We start from the raw sequence: 19,007 nt of genomic DNA, 5'->3' as shown, positions 1-19,007 counted from the left end.
GCTTACGTGAACGTCAATCGCATAGAGGGTTTCCGTCCGCGCCACGCATCGCGCGCGCTTCTGCCTCTGCAACGCTCAGCCGCGCAGTGTTGACCGCTGACAGGCTCGCCCGCCCGGTACATGATTGATTGCAGGCCGCCGGCGCCTCTGCTGGAAAGACGATCCGCTCCCCGTCGAACCGCGCATCGAGGCGGCAGCCGCCCCCGAAGTCGACCCGCAGCACCCCGTTCTCGCGGGCCACGCCGCGTGCGACGCAATGCTGCCGATCGCCATAATCGACGCTGACGCCAATGCTATATTCACCGTCCCTGGGCACGACGCAGACGCGATCCGTGGCCGAGGCGAATGCCCCGACGGGGTTGAGCGCGGCAGGATCGGACACGATCCCGCGTGCGATCGCCGTCGCCTCCAGCGCGGTTCCGGCGTCGTCAGACCGTTCGCGCGTTCCCGCTTGCTGCCCGCAGCCGGCGACCAGCGCCGCGCCTGCCAGTGCCGCCGCCGCGCGTCGGATCACTCGACCCGTTCCAGCCCGTCCGGCCCGATCCGGCGATAGAAGCACGACCGCGCGCCGGTGTGGCACGCCGGGCCAACCGGCTCGGCGATTATCCAGATCGCATCCTGGTCGCAGTCGATGCGCATCTCGCGAACGTTGAGGAAATTCCCCGACGTCTCGCCCTTCACCCACAAGGCCTGGCGGCTGCGCGACCAGAAGGTGGCCCTGCCGGTCGCGCGCGTGGCGGCGAGCGCATCGGCGTTCATGTGCGCGACCATCAACACCTCTCCCCTGCCCGCGGCAGTCACCACTGCCGTCACCAGCCCGGCGGCGTCATATCGGGGATCAAGCGTCAGGCCATTTTCGCGCGGATCAGTCATGACCGCGGCTGTAGCGCAGCCCGGCCGCCTTCTTCCAGCCCGCCCTTATTCGCCGCGATCCGGGCTATTTGTGGTTCCGCACCGCGTTGACCAGCTCGCTCTTGTTCATCTTGGATCGCCCCTCGATCCCGATCTTCTGCGCTTCGGCGTACAAATCCTCCTTGGAACGATCCTCCAGCCGGTCGCTGCGATGATCGAGCGAGCCGTTGGCGCGCGCATTGGCGATCCGCGCCGCCTTCTCCTTCGATTCGCCTTGCCGACGCAGATCCTCGTACAATTTGTCGTCCTTGATCTGCGATCCGTGGTTCTTGGCCATGGTGATTTCTCCTTGCGTCCGCTCACCGGCAGAAACCGGCGGACGCAATGATCGCTCCACCCCCATGACAAATCCGAGACACTCGCTATATGAGCGGCGCACGACGCGAGCCCCCACGCCATGCTGACGACTAATCCTTTCGACGACGACCATCTGCACGAGGAGTGCGGCATCTTTGGAGTGTCCGGCTCCGATGGCGCCGCGGCGCTTGTCGCCCTCGGCCTTCATGCGCTCCAGCACCGTGGACAGGAGGCCGCCGGCATCACGTCCTTCGATGGCGCGCATTTCCACACCAAGAAGGCGATGGGTCACGTCGCCGGCAATTTCGACAGCGAGGCCGTGATCGGCTCGCTGCCCGGCAGCGTTGCGTGCGGCCACGTGCGCTACTCTACCACGGGCGAAACCGCACTGCGCAACGTTCAGCCCCTGTATGCCGAGCTGGCGAGCGGTGGCTTCGCCGTCGCGCACAACGGCAACATTTCCAACGCGATGAAGCTGCGCCGCGAGCTGATTCGCCGCGGCTCGATCTTCCAGTCGACCAGTGATACCGAAACGATCATCCACCTCGTCGCGACGTCCAACTACCGGACGCTGATGGATCGCTTCATCGACGCGCTGAAGCAGGTCGAGGGTGCCTATGCCCTGATCGTGATGACGCCGGAGGGCATGATCGCCTGCCGCGATCCGCTGGGCATCCGCCCGCTGGTGATGGGCAAGCTCAACGATTCGATCATCTTCGCCAGCGAAACTGTCGCGCTCGACGTGGTCGGCGCCGAATTCGTCCGCTCGGTCGAGCCGGGCGAGCTGGTGATCGTGCAGGGTTCGGAAATGCGGTCCATCCGGCCGTTCGGCCCCGTCGCGCCCCGCCCCTGCATTTTCGAATGGGTCTATTTCTCGCGACCGGATTCGATCGTCGACGATCACTCGGTCTATTCGGTGCGCAAGGGCATCGGCCAGCAGCTCGCGCTCGAAGCACCGGTCGAGGCTGATCTGGTGATCCCAGTGCCTGATTCGGGCGTGCCCGCGGCGATCGGCTATGCGCAGGAAAGCGGCATCCCGTTCGAACTCGGGATCATCCGTTCGCACTATGTCGGCCGCACCTTCATCCAGCCGGGTGACAAGGTCCGCCATCTTGGCGTGAAGCTGAAGCACAATGCCAACCGCGCGCTGATCCAGGGCAAGCGGGTCGTCCTGATCGACGATTCGATCGTGCGCGGCACGACCAGCCTGAAGATCGTGCAGATGATGCGCGAGGCTGGCGCGGCGGAGGTGCATATGCGCATCGCCAGCCCGCCGACCAAGCACAGCTGCTTCTACGGCGTCGACACCCCCGAGCGCGCCAAGCTGCTCGCCGCGACGCATGACCTGAAGGCGATGACCGACTTCATCCACGCCGACAGTCTGGCGTTCGTGTCGATCGATGGCCTGTACAAGGCACTCGGTCGCAGCGAGCGCGCGCAATTCCGGCCGGGCTATTGCGACGCGTGCTTCACGGGCGACTATCCCACCACGCTGACCGATCACGACGATACGGGCGCGGTGGATCAGTTCGCCATGCTGGAAGAGCGGGTGGCGTAAGGCGCCACCCCGCCGACCTTCGGCTTCACCTGCCGTCAACACGGCACCTATGGAGTTGCGGGAGCGCTAATCCCGGGACTAATCCGGGATGATGAACGTGACCAAGCCTCTCGAGAACAAGCTCGCCCTCGTCACCGGCGCCAGCCGGGGTATCGGAGCCGCCACTGCCATCGCGCTTGCCGAAAAGGGCGCGCATGTCATCCTGACCGCACGGTCCGCCCCGGCGCTGGAAGAGGTCGAGCAGAAGATCTTCGACGCTGGCGGCTCGGCAACGATCGCGCCGCTCGATCTGGCGGCGAACGACGCCATTGCGCGGCTGGCGGTCGCGATCGGCGAACGCTGGTCGGCGCTCGATATCATGGTGCTGAACGCTGGCACGCTGGGAACGCTGGCGGCCGTGCCGTCGATCGATCCCAAGGAATTCGCCAACGTCCTGACGCTCAACGTCTCGGCGCAGGTCGCACTGATCCAGGCGTTCGATCCGATGCTGCGCCGCTCGTCGGGCGCACGCGTGATCGGCATCACCTCCTCAGTGGGTCGCAAGCCGCGCGCTTATTGGGGCGCTTATGGTGCGTCCAAGGCTGCGTTCGAGACACTGTTGGCCGCTTATGGCGACGAACTGGCCGAGATCAGCCGCGTGCGCACCGCCATCATCGATCCCGGCGCCACCCGCACGAAGATGCGCGCCCGCGCGTATCCCGGTGAGGATCCCGCATCGGTGAAGCCGCCCGAAGTGGTGGCCGCGCGTATCGCCGAATTGGCCGTGGATGGCTTTGAGACCGGCCACTGGGAACGCGTCGAAGGCTGATCCCGACCCGTTCCGGCCCCGCAGATCCCCTCGCCTCAGAACGCCATCGCCAGCCGTTGGAACATCTGCCGCGCGGGGCTTTCCTCCGGCACCGTCATCCCCTGCGCCGCATCCAGCCGCGCCACCCGTCGATAAAGATCGATGCTGGTGTCGACCAACCGCTGCGCCTTCTCAGGCAGCGACGTGGCCACCATGGCGGATTCCTCTGCCGGTCCGATCAAGCGGCGTGCCGGATCGAGCGCCGCGCTGGGGCTCAGCTCGCCCGATAGCACCGCACGCTGCGTCAACAGCCAGGCGATGACATGCATCAGCCGCGTCGTGACCTTCAGCGATTCACAGCTGAAGGTCACGCGCGTGATCGGGTCCAGCGCCTCTCGATCGCCGCGCCCGCCATCATCGAAATAGCTGCGTGCATCGTCGGCCAGCACCATGGCTTCTACATACAAGGCGTCGATCAGGCGTCGGTAAACCGCGGAATCATGGTGGGCTGCGTGCATGGCCGAAACGTTACATCGGAGACGGGAACCGCGCGACAGCGTGATCATACGCGGCGCTGCGACCAGCGTCCCATTGCGACACTCAGGCGATGATGTCCGGGATCAGCTGGTCCTCGATCAACGCGATCTCGTCGCGCAGTCGCAGCTTCCGCTTCTTCAGCCGCGCAAGCTGCAACTGGTCGGCCGCACCGTCCCTGCCCAGGGCGCCAATCGCCGCGTCCAGATCGCGATGTTCGGTGCGCAGCGCGCCGAGTCGCGCAATCAGCTGGCCATCATCCGTCACGTCGCCCTCCCTCCGGCGATGCCGCTGTAGCAGAGCCCGTGCGGGGGTTGGTGGGAAAACTCGTTGCAAAAGCGTGACATCGCACAGGCGGTTCGATCGACCGCAGATCCGGCAATTTCCGATGAGACAATCGCCCGTTCGCGTGTTTTACTTTCTGTCCCCGCAACCAAAGCAAGGAGATTCCTGTATGCAGACCGCGCATCGTTCGGCTCTTGAGGCCAAGCATGCCACGCTGGATCAGCGCATCAGTGAAGAAACCCATCGGCCCATGCCCGATGCAATGCTCATCGCGGATTTGAAGAAAAAGAAGCTGCGCCTGAAGGAGGAAATCGTGCAGGCGCATTGACGCAAATCCATGGTGTGGCGCGCGGGGATGGCCCCGCACGCCGCGCCCTCACCCGCCCATCTGCCGCGCCACCGCCTTGCGCGTGGCATCACCATAAGGCGGCTTCAGACCGGCAATCTTCGCCACATCCAGCTTGGACTGCTGATACACCGCCTTCGCATGGCTGAAGGTGCGGAACCCATCCAGGCCGTGATACGACCCCATCCCTGACGGACCGACCCCGCCGAACGGCAGGTCCTCCATCGACACATGGAAGATGACATCGTCGATCGTCACCCCGCCGGAGATGGTGCGATCCAGCACGCGGCGGCGCTCCGCCTCGTCTTTGCCGAAATAATAGAGGCCCAGTGGTCGGTCGCGCCGGTTCACCTCCCCAATCGCCGCGTCAATCCCGTCATAGCGGCGCACGGGCAGGATCGGGCCGAAGATCTCCTCCTGCATCAACGTCATGTCGTCGGTCACGTCGCGCACGATATGGAGCGGCATCTTGCGGCTGTTAGTGCTGCCGAAATCCTCGCCGGCGGGATTCACCACGTCGACCGTCGCGCCCTTCGCCCGTGCGTCCTCAACCCATTGGTTGAGCCGCTCGTAATGGCGATCGTTCACCACGCTGGTGTAATCCGGATTGGACAGGAGCGTCGGGTACATGGCGCTGGCCGCGGTGCGGATCCCGTCGACCACCGCGCTTTCCTGCGCCGACGGCACCAGCAGATAATCCGGCGCGAGGCAGATCTGCCCGGCGTTCAGCATCTTGCCCACGGCGACACGCTCGCTGACCTGCTTCAGATCGGCGCCCTTGCCGACGATCACCGGGGACTTGCCGCCAAGCTCCAGCGTGACCGGCGTCAGATTGTCCGCGGCCGCGTGCAGGATGTGCCGCCCGATGCCGGTCGCGCCGGTGAAGATCAGGTGATCGAACGGAAGCTCGGCAAAGGCCTGGCCCACGTCCGGCCCGCCGGAAACGAAGGCCAGTTCGGTCGGGTCGAAATACCGGCCGACGATCTCCTCGAACAGGGCGGCGGTGACGGGCGTATATTCGCTCGTCTTGACCATCGCACGATTGCCCGCGGCGAACACCCCGGCCAGCGGCGACATCACCAGGTTCACCGGGAAATTCCACGGCGCGATCACGCCGACCACGCCCTTTGGCTGATATTCCACCCAGGCCTTCGCCCCCAGCAGGCCGAGCGGGAACTGAACCGGCCGCTTCTCGGGTCGGGCCCATTTCTCGAGGTTCTTCAGCGCGTGATTGATCGGGCTGATCGATCCGCCGATGTCGGTGATCATCGATTGTTCGCGGCTGCGGTGGCCGAAATCCTCGCTCAGCGCGTCGCAGAAGCGGTCCGCATGGTCGCGGATCATCGCTGCGGCGCGCTTCAACCGGTCCTTCCGGACGGAGATCGGCTCCGGCAGCGCGGCCATGAAGCTGTCGCGCTGTGCGCAGAGTATGTCCTTCATCTATCCTCTCCCCGTTTCTTTTGTCATGGTCGGTCAGGTGGCGGCGCATCCTATCAGGCCCGCCACCGGAAGGATCACGGTATCGTGACCGGTCCGGTCGATACGCAAGGTACCGCCGTCCACCACTGCTCCTTGTGACAGGTCGCGGCGTGTCTGCACGGCAAGGTCGAGCGTCGCGGTCACGTCCGCGCTCTGATACGTCGTCGTCGTCGCAAAACCGAAGCCGGCGCTCCCGGTCTGGTTCTGCCGCGCATAATCGGCAACGCGGCCGTCCAGCGCCAGCCGCAAGGTGCCAGGCGCCGCACTGGCCATGCCGACCAACGCACGGCCCTGCCCGGCCGTGAAGAGATAGGCAGCACACCCCTGCGTCGGCAGCGACTGGGGCGGCAGCGCCGCCAGCGGCAGCCCGGCGATCGGCACCGGCGTCCTGGGCGGATCGGCCGCGGCGAGGGCGAGAAGCAACGCGATCATGGCCCGAGGTGTACCATGAGCAACAGCGCCGGGTAAGCCGCGAGCGCAAGATACGCGCCGAACGGCAGCGCGTCGTCGCGCGCCACCGCCCGCCCCGTCGTCATCCGCCAGGCGACGACTCCAAGCCCGATCAGTGCGGCGAGCAGCAGCACGGGCGGAAGCATCCGCCAGCCGAGCGACAGCCCGATCGCGCCGAACAATTTGGGGTCAGCGCCGCCCAGCCCCTCCACCCGGCGAACGCGATGATACAGGAACCCGGTCAGCCACAGCGACGTGAAGCCGGCGACCCCGCCGATGATCCGCTCCACCAGCGGCGGCGGCAGGAAAAACGACGCGATCAGCCCCGAAGCGGCGATGACGATCGGCAGCGGATCGGGAATCCAGAATTCGGTCGCATCCAGCGCGACGACGAGCACCAGCAGCCACCCGAACCCCGCGATCAGCAGCGCCGGCGCACCGCTTGCGACCAGTCCGGCGAGGAAGCCTGCCACGGCGCATCCCGCCTCCACCTGCCAATGCAGCGCCGGGATCATCGCGCCACAGCAACGCGCCCGCCCTCGCAAGCCGACGAAGCTGAGGAGCGGCACCAGATCCACGGCGGAGAGCGACCGGCCGCACCCATCGCACATCGATCGTCCGGACAAGGCGGATTGCCCCGCGGGCCAGCGCAGGGCGACGGTCGCCAGAAAGCTGCCGAGGATCGCGCCAAGGGTGGCGAGCGCTACCGGCCAGAGAAGATCAGACACCCTTCTTGCGTATCAGATATCGATAGACCCCGAACAGATTGATGCCGAACAGCACGATGTTCTGCGTTCCCAGCGCCCAATCCTCGGTCAGCAGCGCGCCAGTGACCCAGCAGACCGACGATCCGACGAACAGGACAAAGCCCCAGCCAGTCACGCGGCGCCCCAGATCCAGCGAAACCATGAAGGCGGCAATCATTCCGCTGATTGCGGCGGCCCATTTCAATACGTCGATCCAGCTCTCCATCGCCGCCCAACGCGCTGGCTTGCCCTTTGTATTCGCCTGCAACTGACACTAGATCGAACCCAATACGATTTTGTCCCGGAGCTTCATTTCCATGACCACCGATCCCGTCGTCATCCTCTCCTACGCCCGCACGCCGATGGGCGGCATGCAGGGGGCATTGGCCGACGTCTCCGCCACCGATCTGGGCGCGACGGCCGTGAAGGCGGCGGTGGAACGTGCCGGTGTCGATGGCGCGGCGGTGGACCGCATCTACATGGGCTGCGTCCTCCCGGCCGGTCTCGGTCAGGCACCGGCGCGTCAGGCGGCGATCAAGGCGGGCCTGCCCAAATCGGTGCAGGCGACCACCGTCAACAAGGTGTGCGGTTCGGGCATGCAGACGGTGATCATGGGCGCGGAGGCGATCGCAGCCGGATCGGCGGACGTGATCGTCGCCGGCGGCATGGAGAGCATGACCAACGCCCCCTACATCCTTCAGAAGCACCGCTCGGGCTCCCGGATCGGTCACGACACGGCCTACGACCATATGTTCCTGGATGGTCTGGAGGACGCCTATGAGGTCGGCCGCGCGATGGGCACCTTCGCGCAGGATACCGCCAACGAATATCAGCTCACCCGTCAGGCACAGGACGATTATTCGATCGAATCGCTGCGCCGCGCACAGGCCGCCATCCAGTCGGGGGCGCTTGCTGACGAAATCGTGCCGGTGACGGTCTCTACCCGCAAGGGCGACGTCGTGGTGGACACCGACGAGCAGCCCGGCCGCGGCATGCCCGACAAGATCCCGACGCTGCGCCCCGCCTTTGCCAAGGACGGGACGATCACGGCAGCCACCAGCTCCTCGATCTCCGATGGTGCCGCCGCTCTGGTCCTCACTCGCGAAAGCGTCGCCAAGGCCAATGGCCAGACGCCCATCGCGCGCATCGTCGCCCATGCCGCCCACGCGCAGGAGCCTGCAGCCTTCACTACCGCCCCCGTGGGCGCCATCGAGAAGCTGCTGAAGAAGGCCGGCTGGACGATCGATGAGGTCGATCTGTTCGAAATCAACGAGGCATTCGCCTGCGTCGCGATGTTCGCGATGAAGGACCTCGGCATCCCGCATAACAAGATCAACGTGAACGGCGGCGCCACCGCGCTCGGCCACCCGATCGGCGCGTCCGGCGCGCGGATCATCACCACCTTGGTCGCGGCGCTGAAGAACCAGGGCAAGAAGCGCGGCGTGGCCAGCCTGTGCATCGGCGGGGGTGAAGCCACCGCCCTCGCCGTCGAGCTGGTCTGAGGCGATGGGGGCGGACCACGATCAGGAGGATCACGACCTCCAGGTGGCGCTGGTCCGCTACCAGCAATGGACGGCACAGTCCGGCGAGCGCGCGCTCGTCATCCTGGAGGGGCGCGACACCGCCGGAAAGGACGGGGCGATCCGCCGCATCACCCGCCATCTGGCGGTGCGCCACACCCGCGTCGTCGCCTTGCCAAAGCCGACGGGGCAGGAACGCTCGCAATGGTATTTCCAGCGCTATGTCGAACATCTGCCCGCCGCCGGCGAGCTCGTGATCTTCAATCGCAGCTGGTACAATCGCGCGGGCGTCGAGGTGGTCAACCATTTCTCCACGCCGGAGGAGCAGGCGCGCTTCTTGGAGGATGTCCCCGCCTTTGAGGCCATGCTGATCGGGTCGGGCATCCGGATGGTGAAGCTCTGGCTCGACATCTCGCGTGATGAGCAGGCCAAGCGCCTGAATTCACGCCGCAGCGATCCGCTGAAGGCGCTCAAGATCTCCGATCTCGACAAAATCGCGGTCAAGGAATGGGAAGGCTACACCACCGCCCGCGATACGATGCTGACGCGTACCAGCACCCCGCTCGCCCCCTGGGTGTGCGTGCGCGCCGATCACAAGAAGCCCGCCCGCCGCGCGATCATCCAGCATCTGCTGCACGAACTGGCGCCGCCCTCGATCACCAAGGATGTGAACAAGCCCGATCCCGACACGCTCTTCCCGTTTGAAGCCAGCGCGATCGGCGACGGGCGGCTCGAACGCTGATCGGCTCACAGTCGCAACTTTAGTTTGCTTGCACTCTACACCTCTGCCTCGCACTAAGTCATAATGCGTTCCAAGAAAATGGGACGAGGAGAGGTAGATGACACTCGAGTCGCAGGCGATCCACGCCGCGCCCGATGCCGAGTTTGATTTCGATCCGGCGGCGCTGAAGGCGAAATATCTGGCCGAGCGCGACAAGCGCCTGCGCGCCGACGCGAACGAACAATATGTCGAGATGACCGGCGCCTTCGCCCGCTACCTCGAGGATCCCTATATCGATCAGCCGATCGCGCGCCCGGCGCTTGCGGACGAGAAGGACGTGGTCGTGATCGGCGGCGGCTTCGGTGGCCTGCTGGCCGGCGCGAAGCTGCGCGAGGCGGGGATCGAAGATGTGCGCATCATCGAAAAGGGCGGTGAGTTCGGCGGCACTTGGTACTGGAACCGCTATCCCGGCGCGGCGTGCGACATCGAAAGCTATGTCTACCTTCCGCTGCTCGAGGAAACCGGCTTCATCCCTGAGCGCAAATACAGCCAGGGACCGGAAATCCGCGCGTATTCGCGTCGCATCGCAGAGCGGTTCGACCTGTATCGCGACGTCCTGTTCCAGACCGAGGTAACCGACCTCAGTTGGAATGAGGAAGCCCGCCGCTGGATCATTTCCACCAATCGCGGCGACGCGATCCGCGCCCGCTTCGTCATCATGGCGAACGGCCCGCTGCACCGCCCCAAGCTGCCCGGCATCCCGGGCATCGAGGAATTTGAAGGGCACACCTTCCACACCAGCCGTTGGGATTATGATTATACCGGCGGCGACCAGAATGGCGGGCTCGACAAGCTGGGCGACAAGGTCGTCGGGATCATCGGCACTGGCGCCACCGCGGTGCAATGCGTCCCGCATCTCGGCGCGACCGCCAAGCAATTGTTCGTGTTCCAGCGAACGCCCTCCTCGATCGACGTGCGCGGCGACCGGCCGACCGATCCGCAATGGGCGCAGTCACTGACGCCCGGCTGGCACCAGCAGCGGATGGAGAATTTCAACACGCTCGTCTCGGGCGGCTGGGCGGAGGAGGATCTGGTCAACGACGGCTGGACCGACATCATCCGCAATCTAGGCGTCATCGCGCGGATGAAGGCGGTCAGGTCGGGCGCGCAAAACCCGGATGAGCTGGTGCAGCTTGCCGATTTCCAGAAGATGGAATCCATCCGCGCGCGCGTGGACGAGGTCGTTCAGGACGAGGCGACGGCCGAGGCGCTGAAGCCCTGGTACAATCAGTTCTGCAAGCGCCCTTGCTTCCACGACGATTATCTGGCGACCTTCAACCGGCCCAACGTCTCGTTGATCGACACCCAGGGCAAGGGGGTGGAGCGGATTACGAAGAACGGCGTCGTCGTTGCCGGGACGGAATATAAGCTCGACTGCCTGATCTTCGGCACCGGCTTTGAAGTCGGCACCAGCTATGCGCGACGCGCCGGCTATGACGTGCATGGCACCGGCGGGCAGTCGCTCGACCAGAAATGGGCCGACGGCGGCCGCACGCTGCACGGCATGACCGTCAACGGCTTCCCGAACATGTTCATCTTCTCGGTGATCCAGTCGGGCTTCACCGCCAATTACCCGCACGCCCTGCTGGAACAGGCGGGCCACGCAGCGCACATCATCGGCGAGGCGATGCGCGCGCAGACGTCGCGGGTCGAGGCGACCGCGGAGGCAGAGGAGGCGTGGACTAATGAAATCCTCGCCTCCGTGCTCGACCGGCGCAAGTTCCTCGAGGAATGCACGCCAGGCTATTACAACGGCGAGGGTCAGCTCAGCCCCAAGGCCGCCAGCTTCTCCAGCTATGGCAAGGGGCCGGTCGCCTTCTTCAACACTATTAAGGCGTGGCGGGACGCGGGTAACATGAAAGGTCTGACGCTGGCCTGACGGGCAACCCAGCCGCACGGCACTACCTAACAACTTGCCGGGGAGCGCCGCCGCGCTCTCCCCGGCCAGCCCTTCCTTTTCCCAACAACCCTCGACACGCACGGCTTAGTTGCGCACAGCTGTTCGGCAAACGAGAGGAAGTTGGATGACTGATCTGCCTGAAACGTATCGCCGGCTGGTTTCGACCGTCACGCCCGAGGGCCAGATTCGCCTGTCGCTGCAAAGCATCCCGATGCCGACGCCTGGTGACGATGAAGTGGTCATCCGCGTTGAAGCATCTCCGATCAACCCGTCCGATCTCGGCGTGTTGCTCGCCCTGACCGAGGGCGATGCGTTCAGCCGGGATGGCGACGCGGCGGTCGCCCCGCTCTCCCCGCCGGTGCAGCGTGCGTTGTCGGCCCGCAAGGGCATTGACCTGCCCGTCGGTAACGAGGGCGCCGGCGTCGTTGTCGCGGCCGGCAGCTCGGCCGACGCGCAGGCATTGATCGGCAAGACCGTCGCGCTCGCCGGCGGCGGCTTCTATGCCGAGTACCGCAAGGTGCGCGCTGCCGACTGCATGACCGTGCCGGAAGGGACCACCGCCGAGGAGGCCGCCTCCTCCTACGTCAACCCGCTCACCGCGCTCGGCATGGTCGGCACGATGAAGCGCGAAGGCTATCAGGGCCTCGTCCACACCGCCGCCGCGTCGAACCTAGGTCAGATGCTGGTCAAATTGTGCAAGGCGGATGGCGTTCCGCTGGTGAACATCGTGCGCAGCGAGACGCAGGCCAAGCTGCTGCGCGATCTTGGCGCGGAGCATGTCGTCGACATGACGGCCGACGATTTCATGCCCAAGCTGATCGACGCCATCGCCGCGACCAACGCGTTCCTCGCGTTCGACGCCGTTGGCGGCGGGAAGCTCGCCGGCCAGATCCTCGCCGCGATGGAGCAGGCTGCGCTCCGCACCCAGCGCGCCGACGGCCCTTATGGCTCGCGCCAGATGAAGCAGGTGTACCTCTATGGCGGCCTGTCGTCGGCGCCGACCGAGTTCAACCGCGGCTTCGGCATGCGCTGGCGCATGGGCGGCTGGTTGCTGACCTATTTCCTCGAGGATGTGGGCGCGACCGAGGCAAAGGCACTTCGCGAACGCGTCTCACGCGAGCTGAAGACCACCTTCGCCAGCAAATATACGCAGCGTATCCCGCTTGCCGGTGTGCTCGACCCGGCGAACATCGCTGCCTACGGCAAGCGCGCGACGGGCGAGAAGTATCTCGTCACGCCGCAGGCCTGATCAGGCCCGCCGGCGCTTAGCCGGTGTAATGAACGGCGCGGGCATCACGGTCGATCCGGATGCCCGCCCCTTCCGGCAGCGTCATCACGAACCCTGCCGCATCGTCCCAGTCCGCCGGCGCCATCGCCCCGCCATCCAGTCGCTGCCAGCGCAGATCATGCCGGATTGCGGGATCGGCCAGTTCGGGGTGCGCGGCACGCCATTCGGCTAGCTGCGCGACATAGTCCTCCAGCTCGCCGTCTCGCGCCGACCAGTCGAGCCAGACGATGTGATTATCCTGCGCATAGGCGTTGTTGTTACCGCCCTGCGTCCGCCCGAATTCGTCGCCCGCGGTCAGCATGATCGTCCCGCGCGCCGCAAACAGCGTGGCGAGCAGCGCCTTCGCATCCCGCCGCCGGCCCTCGTCGCTTCCCGCATCCCAGCTCACCTCATCGCGGTGACCGTCCTGATTATCCTCGCCATTGGCGTGATTGTCCCGCTGGACGAAACTCACGGCGTCTCGCAGCGTGAAGCCGTCATGCGCGGCGACAAAATTGACGCTGCGCGTGGCATGGTGGCCAAAGATATCGGTTGATCCCGCAAGCCGCGTGGCGAGCGCGCCGGCACCACCATCGCCGCGCCAGAACCGCCGCACATCGTCGCGAAAGCGGTCGTTCCACTCCAGCCACCGCTCGGGAAACCGGCCCAGCTGATATCCGCCAGGCCCGACATCCCAGGGCTCGGCGATCATGATCCGATCGGCCAGCAGCGGATCGTCGGCGATCGCGGCAAATATCGGCGCGTGGGGGTCAAATTCCGGCGACCTGGCCATCACCGGCGCCAGATCGAAGCGAAATCCGTCGATACCGGCGCCGGCCACGAAATGGCGCAGCGTGTCGAGCGTCAGGTCGCGCACCGGCGGGTATCCAAAATCGAGCGTGTTGCCGGTACCGGCATCGTTGATCAGCGTGCCGTCGGGCGCACGCGCGTAACAACGATCGTCCAGCCCGCGCAGCGACAGGGTCGCTCCCTCAACGTCGCTCTCCCCGGTGTGATTGAACACAAGGTCCAGGATCGTCCCGATCCCATTGGCGCGCAGAACCGCGACCGTGCGGCGCAGCTCCGCCATCCCGCCGGGGCATAGCCGCGGGTCAAGCGCCATCGGCACGACCGGATTATACCCCCAGGCGTTGCTCAGCGCGAGCGGCGGCAGATGCCGTTCGTCAATCCACGCGACGATCGGCATCAGCTCGACTGCCCCGACGCGCAGCTTGCGCAGATGCGCCAGCACCGCCGGATGCGTCAGCGCCCCCACCGTGCCGCGCTGCCCCGCCGGCACGTCCGGATGACGCATGGTGAAGGCGCGGACGTTGATCTCGTAGATCAGCTGCCCGGGACGGAAGACCGGCGGCGCGGGCGCCAGCGGCGGCAGCACCGCCGCGACGATCGCCTTGGGCACGAGCGCCGCCGTATCGACGCCCCGCTCGCCAAGCCGGGGATCATGGACGAACGGTCGGTCAAGCTCGGTCGCGCGCGGGTCGACCAGCAGCTTGGCCGCATCGAACGGCGGCGCCCCGTCGGCACGATAGCCGTAGCGGGTGCCAACCGGCACGGGCAGGTCGAGCACCCATGTCTCCCCGTCCCGCTCCATCGGGTAGCGGGTTTCCGCACCCGCCGCGTCGAACAGGCACAGCCACACGGCCCCGGCGGCCGGCGATCGCACGCGGAAACAGTGCGGCGTCTTCTCCGGCATGGCTTGGCTCACCCGCGCCGCCGGGTCAGGTAATCACATTGGGCCGCGCGCGGCCGGTGTGCCGGGTAATGCCGGCGATCTCATCCGCCGCACGCGCGATATCGGCCAGCATCTCGCCGGTATCCTGATTCAGCCGCCCGCCGACCGGCTCATAGCGTTCCAGATAGACGCGAAGCGTGGCACCGCTGGTTCCGGTCCCCGACAGGCGGAAGACAACGCGGCTGCCGCCCTCGAAGAGGACACGCAGCCCCTGCTGGCGGCTGATCGATCCATCGGTCGGGTCCACATAGGCGAACTCGTCCGCCGCTTCGATCCGCAGGCCCGCGACCTCCTGCCCCGGAAGGTCCGCGAGGCGGTCACGCAGTCCGTCCACCAATGCCTCGGCTGCCGCGCTGTCGACGCCTTCATAATCATGCCGCGCGTAATAGTTGCGGCCGAACCGCGCCCAATGCTCCTCGGCGATCTGCTTCACCGACTTGCCGGTGGCCGCCAGGATATTCAGCCACAGCAAAACCGCCCACAGCCCATCCTTCTCGCGCACGTGATCGGACCCGGTGCCGGCGCTTTCCTCACCGCAGATCGTCACCATGCCGGCATCCAGCAGGTTGCCGAAGAACTTCCACCCCGTCGGCGTCTCGAAGAGCGGGATGTTCAGCGCGGCCGCAACCCGATCGGCGGCCGCACTGGTCGGCATGGATCGCGCGATCCCCCTCAGCCCATCCGCATAGGCCGGGGCAAGGTGCGCATTGGCCGCCAGCATGGCGAGGCTGTCCGACGGCGTGATGAAGATGTCGCGGCCAATGATGAGATTGCGATCACCATCACCATCGGAAGCGGCGCCGAAATCGGGCGCATCTGCACTCATCATCAGATCATATAATGTGCGCGCATGGACCAGATTGGGATCCGGATGATGGCCGCCGAAATCCTCGAGCGGCGTGCCGTTGCGCACGGTGCCCTGTTCGAACCCCAGTCGGCGCTCCAGGATCTCGGTCGCATAAGGCCCAGTCACCGCGCTCATTGCGTCGAAGGCCATGGTCAGGCCAGCACCGCGGATTGCGGTGAAATCGAACAATGACTGCATCAGGTCGGCATAAGCCGCGACGGGATCGACCACCTCGACCGTCATGCCGGCAATCTCGATCTCTCCTATCGCGTCGATGTCGACCGCCTCCGCGTCGGCAATGCGGTAGCTGTCGATCGCCCGGGTGCGTTCCAGGATCGCGTCGGTCACCTTCTCGGGCGCAGGACCGCCATTGGCGACATTGTACTTGATCCCGAAATCCTCGTTCGGCCCGCCCGGATTGTGGCTCGCCGACAGGATCAGCCCTCCGATCGCCTCACGGCTGCGGATCAGGTGAGACGCGGCCGGCGTCGACAGGATACCGCCCCGCCCCACGATGACGCGGCCAAATCCGTTCGCCGCCGCCATGCGGATCGCCTTGTCGATCACCTCGCGGTTTAGGTAACGGCCGTCGCCCCCGATGATCAGCGTCGCGCCCTCGCGCCCCTCGACCACGTCGAACACCGACTGGATGAAATTCTCGGCATAATGCGGCTGCTGGAATATCTTCACCTTCTTGCGCAGTCCGGATGTGCCGGGCTTCTGGTCGCCATAAGGGGTGGTGGAAACCGTCTCGATCATGCGCTCACTAGGCTCCGGTAAAGCGCCGCATAGGCCGCGCCGCTGGTCTTCCACGAAAAATCGGCGGCCATGCCGCGCTGCTGCATCCGCCGCCACCGCGCCGGCTGGCCGTAGAGGCTGACCGCCTTGCGCAAGGCGTAGGTCAGCCCTTCATGCGTGACGTCGTCGAACTGTATGCCGGTCGCCACCCCGGCGCCGAGCGCGGCCGGATTGGCATCGATCACCGTATCGGCCAGCCCGCCGACCCGCGCCACGATCGGAACGCAGCCATAGGCGAGGCCATATAATTGCGTCAGCCCGCAAGGCTCGAAGCGCGACGGGATGATGATCGCGTCGGCGCCGCCCTGCAGCAGGTGCGACAGAGCTTCGTCATAGCCAATCCGCACGCCGATCCGCCCCGGGTGGCGTGCCGCGGCGCGAAGGAACGCCTGCTCCAGCCCCTCGTCGCCCGACCCAAGCAAGGCCAGCCGCCCGCCCATATCGACCAGCGAGTCGAGCGCACCGGCCAGCACGTCCATGCCCTTCTGCCACGTCAGCCGGGTGACGACTGTGAACAGCGGCCCCTCCGCCTCGTCCAGCCCGAACTGCTGCTCGATCGCCCGCTTGTTCTGCACGCGCCGCGCGAGATCAGCCTCGTCGTAACGCGCGCACAGCGCCGCATCGCTGCGCGGGTTCCACACCGCGGGATCGATACCGTTGACGATCCCGGTCAGCTCGGCGGACCGGCCGGCGATCAGCCCCTCCAGCCCCATGCCGAATTCGGGCCGCAGGATCTCGCGGGCATAAGTCGGGCTGACGGTCGTGATCGCCGTCGCCGCCGCCAGTCCGCCCTTCAGGAAGCCGACCCCGCCATAATATTCGACCCCGTCGATCGACCACGCCTCGGGCGGCAGCCCCAGGCGCGGGAACACCTCCGCCCCGAACTGCCCCTGAAACGCGATGTTGTGGACGGTCAGCACCGATTTCACCGCCGCCTGGGCATATCGCAGATACACTGGGGCCATCCCGCCCTGCCAGTCATGCGCATGCAGCAGATCGAAGCGCAGCCCCCGAACCCCGCCGGTGGCGACCTGCGCCGCCGCCTGCCCGAACGCGGCAAAGCGCTGCCAATTGTCCGGCCAGTCCCCGCCAGCGGCAGCGGCATACAGCCCGCCCTTCCGCGCAAACAGGCCGGGCGCCTCCAGGACCAGCAGGGGATGGCCCGCAATCTCCCCGCGCAGCAACCGCGCCTCGCCCCCGCCCATCAGGTCGCGCCAGCGATACACCGCTCGTCCCCCCGCCGCCTTCATCACGGCGGGATAGCCCGGCAGCAACGTGGTGACCTGCACGCCATGTTCGCTCAGCGCCGCCGGCAGCGCACCGACGACGTCGGCGAGCCCCCCGGTCTTGACCAGCGGATACGCCTCCGAAGCAACCGACAATATCTTCACGCAGCGTCGCTCACAGTCGGTCGATCATCGGCTTCGTGATCAGGCAGACGCCATTGTCGGTGCGGCGAAAACGCTTGGCGTCCAGCACCGGATCATCGCCGACCACCAGTCCGTCGGGGATCTCGACGCCGCGATCGATCACCACCTTGCGCAGCCGCGCGCCGCGGCCGATCTTCACGAACGGCAGCACCACCGCCTCATCGAGCATCGCGAAGCTGTGCGTCCGCGTTCCCGTCGACAGCAGCGAACGGTAGATCGAGGAACCCGAAACGATGCAATCTCCCGACACGAGGCTCGCGACCGCCGAACCGCGCCGGCCGTCGACGTCATGTACGAACTTGGCCGGCGGCGTCAGTTCCGAATAGGTCGAAATCGGCCAGGTCCGATCATAAAGGTCGAGCGCGGGCACCACATCGGTAAGGTCGATGTTCGCTTCCCAGTACGCGTCCACCGTCCCCACATCGCGCCAATAGGCCGATGCCTCGTTGGATGACCGGACGCAGGAATCGGTGAACTGATGCGCCACCGCCTTGCCGTTCTTGACCAGCCAGGGGACGATGTCGCGCCCGAAATCGCGCTTCGAATCCGGCGTCGCGGCATCCCGGCGTAGCTGGTCGATCAGCAGCGCGGTCCGAAAGACATAAATGCCCATCGACGCCAGCGCGACGTCCGGCTTGCCCGGCATCGCCGGCGGATCGGCGGGCTTCTCAATGAAGTCGAGGATCCGGCCGCTCTCGTCGACATGCATCACGCCAAAGCCGACCGCCTCCATCCGCGGCACTTCGAGACAGGCGACCGTGACGTCCGCGCCTGAATCGCAATGCTGCTGCAGCATCAGCTCGTAATCCATCTTGTAGATGTGATCACCCGCCAGGATCACCATATATTCGGGATCGTAGCTCTCGATGATGTCGATGTTCTGGAACACGGCATCGGCCGTGCCTTCATACCATTGGAACTCGCTGATGCGCTGCGAGGCGGGCAGGATGTCGAAGCTCTCGTTGCGCTCGGGCCGCAGGAAGTTCCAGCCCCGCTGCAGGTGACGGATCAGCGAATGCGCCTTGTACTGGGTCGCGACGCCGATCCGGCGGATGCCCGAATTGATCGCGTTCGACAGCGCGAAATCGATGATCCGGCTCTTGCCCCCGAAATAGACCGCCGGCTTGGCCCGCGTATCGGTCATTTCGTGAAGGCGGCTGCCGCGCCCCCCGGCAAGCACATAGGCCATCGCGTCTCGGGCCAGCGGCTGTCCTCTTCTGTGGTCCATCGTGCCTTCCTTGCCCCACGCGGCGGGGTACGTTTCGGGAGGGCCTGTCTCCCTCAGTCATGATGCCAGGGGAACAGGCCCTCCCCTGG

The 19,007-nt window shown here is 66.0% G+C and carries 20 protein-coding genes; 7 read left to right on the top strand and 13 right to left on the bottom strand.

Annotation, left to right across the window (positions count from 1 at the left end):
- Positions 1-13: 13 nt before the first annotated feature.
- The 3 genes from ACH0BU_RS02820 to ACH0BU_RS02810 form a co-directional block, all read right to left on the bottom strand.
- On the bottom strand, positions 14-514 hold the full coding sequence (locus ACH0BU_RS02820; RefSeq protein WP_052742577.1) for a hypothetical protein: 501 nt from the start codon (positions 512-514) through the stop codon (positions 14-16).
- Positions 511-873 carry a phosphoribosyl-AMP cyclohydrolase gene (gene hisI / locus ACH0BU_RS02815; protein ID WP_046410289.1) on the bottom strand — a complete coding sequence of 121 codons (363 nt, stop codon included), beginning with the start codon at positions 871-873 and terminating at the stop codon, positions 511-513. The genes ACH0BU_RS02820 and hisI overlap by 4 nt, the downstream gene beginning before the upstream one ends.
- A 64-nt stretch (positions 874-937) precedes the next feature.
- Complete coding sequence (locus tag ACH0BU_RS02810) at positions 938-1,474, bottom strand: Rho termination factor N-terminal domain-containing protein (RefSeq protein ID WP_500263711.1); 537 nt, start codon at positions 1,472-1,474, stop codon at positions 938-940.
- On the opposite strand from ACH0BU_RS02810, the gene purF reads away from it, so the two are divergent.
- Positions 1,370-2,767, top strand: a complete 1,398-nt coding sequence (gene purF / locus ACH0BU_RS02805; protein ID WP_500263710.1) for an amidophosphoribosyltransferase — start codon at positions 1,370-1,372, stop codon at positions 2,765-2,767. The genes ACH0BU_RS02810 and purF overlap by 105 nt on opposite strands.
- Positions 2,768-2,864: 97 nt before the next feature.
- Positions 2,865-3,575, top strand: a complete 711-nt coding sequence (locus tag ACH0BU_RS02800) for an SDR family NAD(P)-dependent oxidoreductase (RefSeq protein ID WP_125944530.1) — start codon at positions 2,865-2,867, stop codon at positions 3,573-3,575.
- A gap of 35 nt (positions 3,576-3,610) precedes the next feature.
- On the opposite strand, the gene ACH0BU_RS02795 is transcribed toward ACH0BU_RS02800, so the two are convergent.
- Positions 3,611-4,072 (bottom strand): DUF1465 family protein, encoded by a 462-nt coding sequence (locus ACH0BU_RS02795; RefSeq protein WP_125944600.1) that lies wholly within the window; start codon positions 4,070-4,072, stop codon positions 3,611-3,613.
- 82 nt (positions 4,073-4,154) lie between these two features.
- Positions 4,155-4,355, bottom strand: coding sequence for a YdcH family protein (locus ACH0BU_RS02790; RefSeq protein ID WP_046410281.1), 201 nt, complete (start codon positions 4,353-4,355; stop codon positions 4,155-4,157).
- A gap of 187 nt (positions 4,356-4,542) precedes the next feature.
- Here ACH0BU_RS02790 and ACH0BU_RS02785 point away from each other — a divergent pair, with 187 nt between their 5' ends.
- Positions 4,543-4,701: a DUF465 domain-containing protein gene (locus ACH0BU_RS02785; RefSeq protein WP_082103074.1), complete on the top strand. Its 159-nt coding sequence runs from the start codon at positions 4,543-4,545 to the stop codon at positions 4,699-4,701.
- Positions 4,702-4,749: 48 nt separating this feature from the next.
- Here the strand turns inward: ACH0BU_RS02785 and ACH0BU_RS02780 are convergent, their stop codons facing one another.
- From ACH0BU_RS02780 to ACH0BU_RS02765, 4 genes are read right to left on the bottom strand one after another with little or no spacing between them, the layout of a single operon-like run.
- Positions 4,750-6,159 (bottom strand): coniferyl aldehyde dehydrogenase, encoded by a 1,410-nt coding sequence (locus ACH0BU_RS02780; protein ID WP_136451665.1) that lies wholly within the window; start codon positions 6,157-6,159, stop codon positions 4,750-4,752.
- A 33-nt stretch (positions 6,160-6,192) separates the two neighbouring features.
- Positions 6,193-6,630: a hypothetical protein gene (locus ACH0BU_RS02775; protein ID WP_046410277.1), complete on the bottom strand. Its 438-nt coding sequence runs from the start codon at positions 6,628-6,630 to the stop codon at positions 6,193-6,195.
- Entirely contained in the window at positions 6,627-7,376 is a 750-nt protein-coding gene (locus ACH0BU_RS02770) for a prepilin peptidase (RefSeq protein ID WP_500263709.1), read from the bottom strand. Before ACH0BU_RS02770 ends, ACH0BU_RS02775 begins: the two co-directional genes overlap by 4 nt.
- The gene (locus ACH0BU_RS02765; RefSeq protein ID WP_241212500.1) at positions 7,369-7,557 is read right to left on the bottom strand and encodes a hypothetical protein; all 189 of its coding nucleotides are present in this window, start codon (positions 7,555-7,557) and stop codon (positions 7,369-7,371) included. The genes ACH0BU_RS02770 and ACH0BU_RS02765 overlap by 8 nt, the downstream gene beginning before the upstream one ends.
- Positions 7,558-7,711: 154 nt before the next feature.
- Here ACH0BU_RS02765 and ACH0BU_RS02760 point away from each other — a divergent pair, with 154 nt between their 5' ends.
- The 4 genes from ACH0BU_RS02760 (at position 7,712) to ACH0BU_RS02745 (ending at position 12,844) form a co-directional block, all read left to right on the top strand.
- Positions 7,712-8,896: a thiolase family protein gene (locus ACH0BU_RS02760; RefSeq protein WP_500263708.1), complete on the top strand. Its 1,185-nt coding sequence runs from the start codon at positions 7,712-7,714 to the stop codon at positions 8,894-8,896.
- Entirely contained in the window at positions 8,862-9,656 is a 795-nt protein-coding gene (locus ACH0BU_RS02755) for a polyphosphate kinase 2 family protein (RefSeq protein WP_500263707.1), read from the top strand. The genes ACH0BU_RS02760 and ACH0BU_RS02755 overlap by 35 nt, the downstream gene beginning before the upstream one ends.
- A gap of 97 nt (positions 9,657-9,753) precedes the next feature.
- A complete protein-coding gene (locus ACH0BU_RS02750; RefSeq protein ID WP_500263706.1) occupies positions 9,754-11,574 on the top strand; it encodes a flavin-containing monooxygenase in 1,821 nt (606 codons plus the stop codon).
- Between the two features lie 145 nt (positions 11,575-11,719).
- Positions 11,720-12,844 (top strand): zinc-binding dehydrogenase, encoded by a 1,125-nt coding sequence (locus ACH0BU_RS02745; protein WP_500263705.1) that lies wholly within the window; start codon positions 11,720-11,722, stop codon positions 12,842-12,844.
- A gap of 16 nt (positions 12,845-12,860) precedes the next feature.
- Here ACH0BU_RS02745 and ACH0BU_RS02740 read toward each other — a convergent pair whose 3' ends face one another.
- Genes ACH0BU_RS02740 through glgC form a run of 4 tightly spaced genes read right to left on the bottom strand, consistent with a single transcriptional unit; the run spans position 12,861 to position 18,918 of the window.
- Complete coding sequence (locus ACH0BU_RS02740; protein WP_125944523.1) at positions 12,861-14,576, bottom strand: glycogen debranching protein; 1,716 nt, start codon at positions 14,574-14,576, stop codon at positions 12,861-12,863.
- 25 nt (positions 14,577-14,601) lie between these two features.
- Complete coding sequence (locus ACH0BU_RS02735; RefSeq protein ID WP_500263704.1) at positions 14,602-16,221, bottom strand: alpha-D-glucose phosphate-specific phosphoglucomutase; 1,620 nt, start codon at positions 16,219-16,221, stop codon at positions 14,602-14,604.
- Positions 16,218-17,651, bottom strand: a complete 1,434-nt coding sequence (gene glgA / locus ACH0BU_RS02730; RefSeq protein WP_046410262.1) for a glycogen synthase GlgA — start codon at positions 17,649-17,651, stop codon at positions 16,218-16,220. Before glgA ends, ACH0BU_RS02735 begins: the two co-directional genes overlap by 4 nt.
- 10 nt (positions 17,652-17,661) lie before the next feature.
- The gene (gene glgC, locus ACH0BU_RS02725) at positions 17,662-18,918 is read right to left on the bottom strand and encodes a glucose-1-phosphate adenylyltransferase (RefSeq protein WP_082103072.1); all 1,257 of its coding nucleotides are present in this window, start codon (positions 18,916-18,918) and stop codon (positions 17,662-17,664) included.
- Positions 18,919-19,007: the final 89 nt, after the last annotated feature.

The sequence above is a fragment of the Sphingomonas olei genome (assembly GCF_045369765.1).
GTDB classification, from domain to species: Bacteria; Pseudomonadota; Alphaproteobacteria; order Sphingomonadales; family Sphingomonadaceae; genus Sphingomonas; species Sphingomonas panaciterrae.
This window is presented reverse-complemented; position numbering and strand designations above follow the sequence as displayed.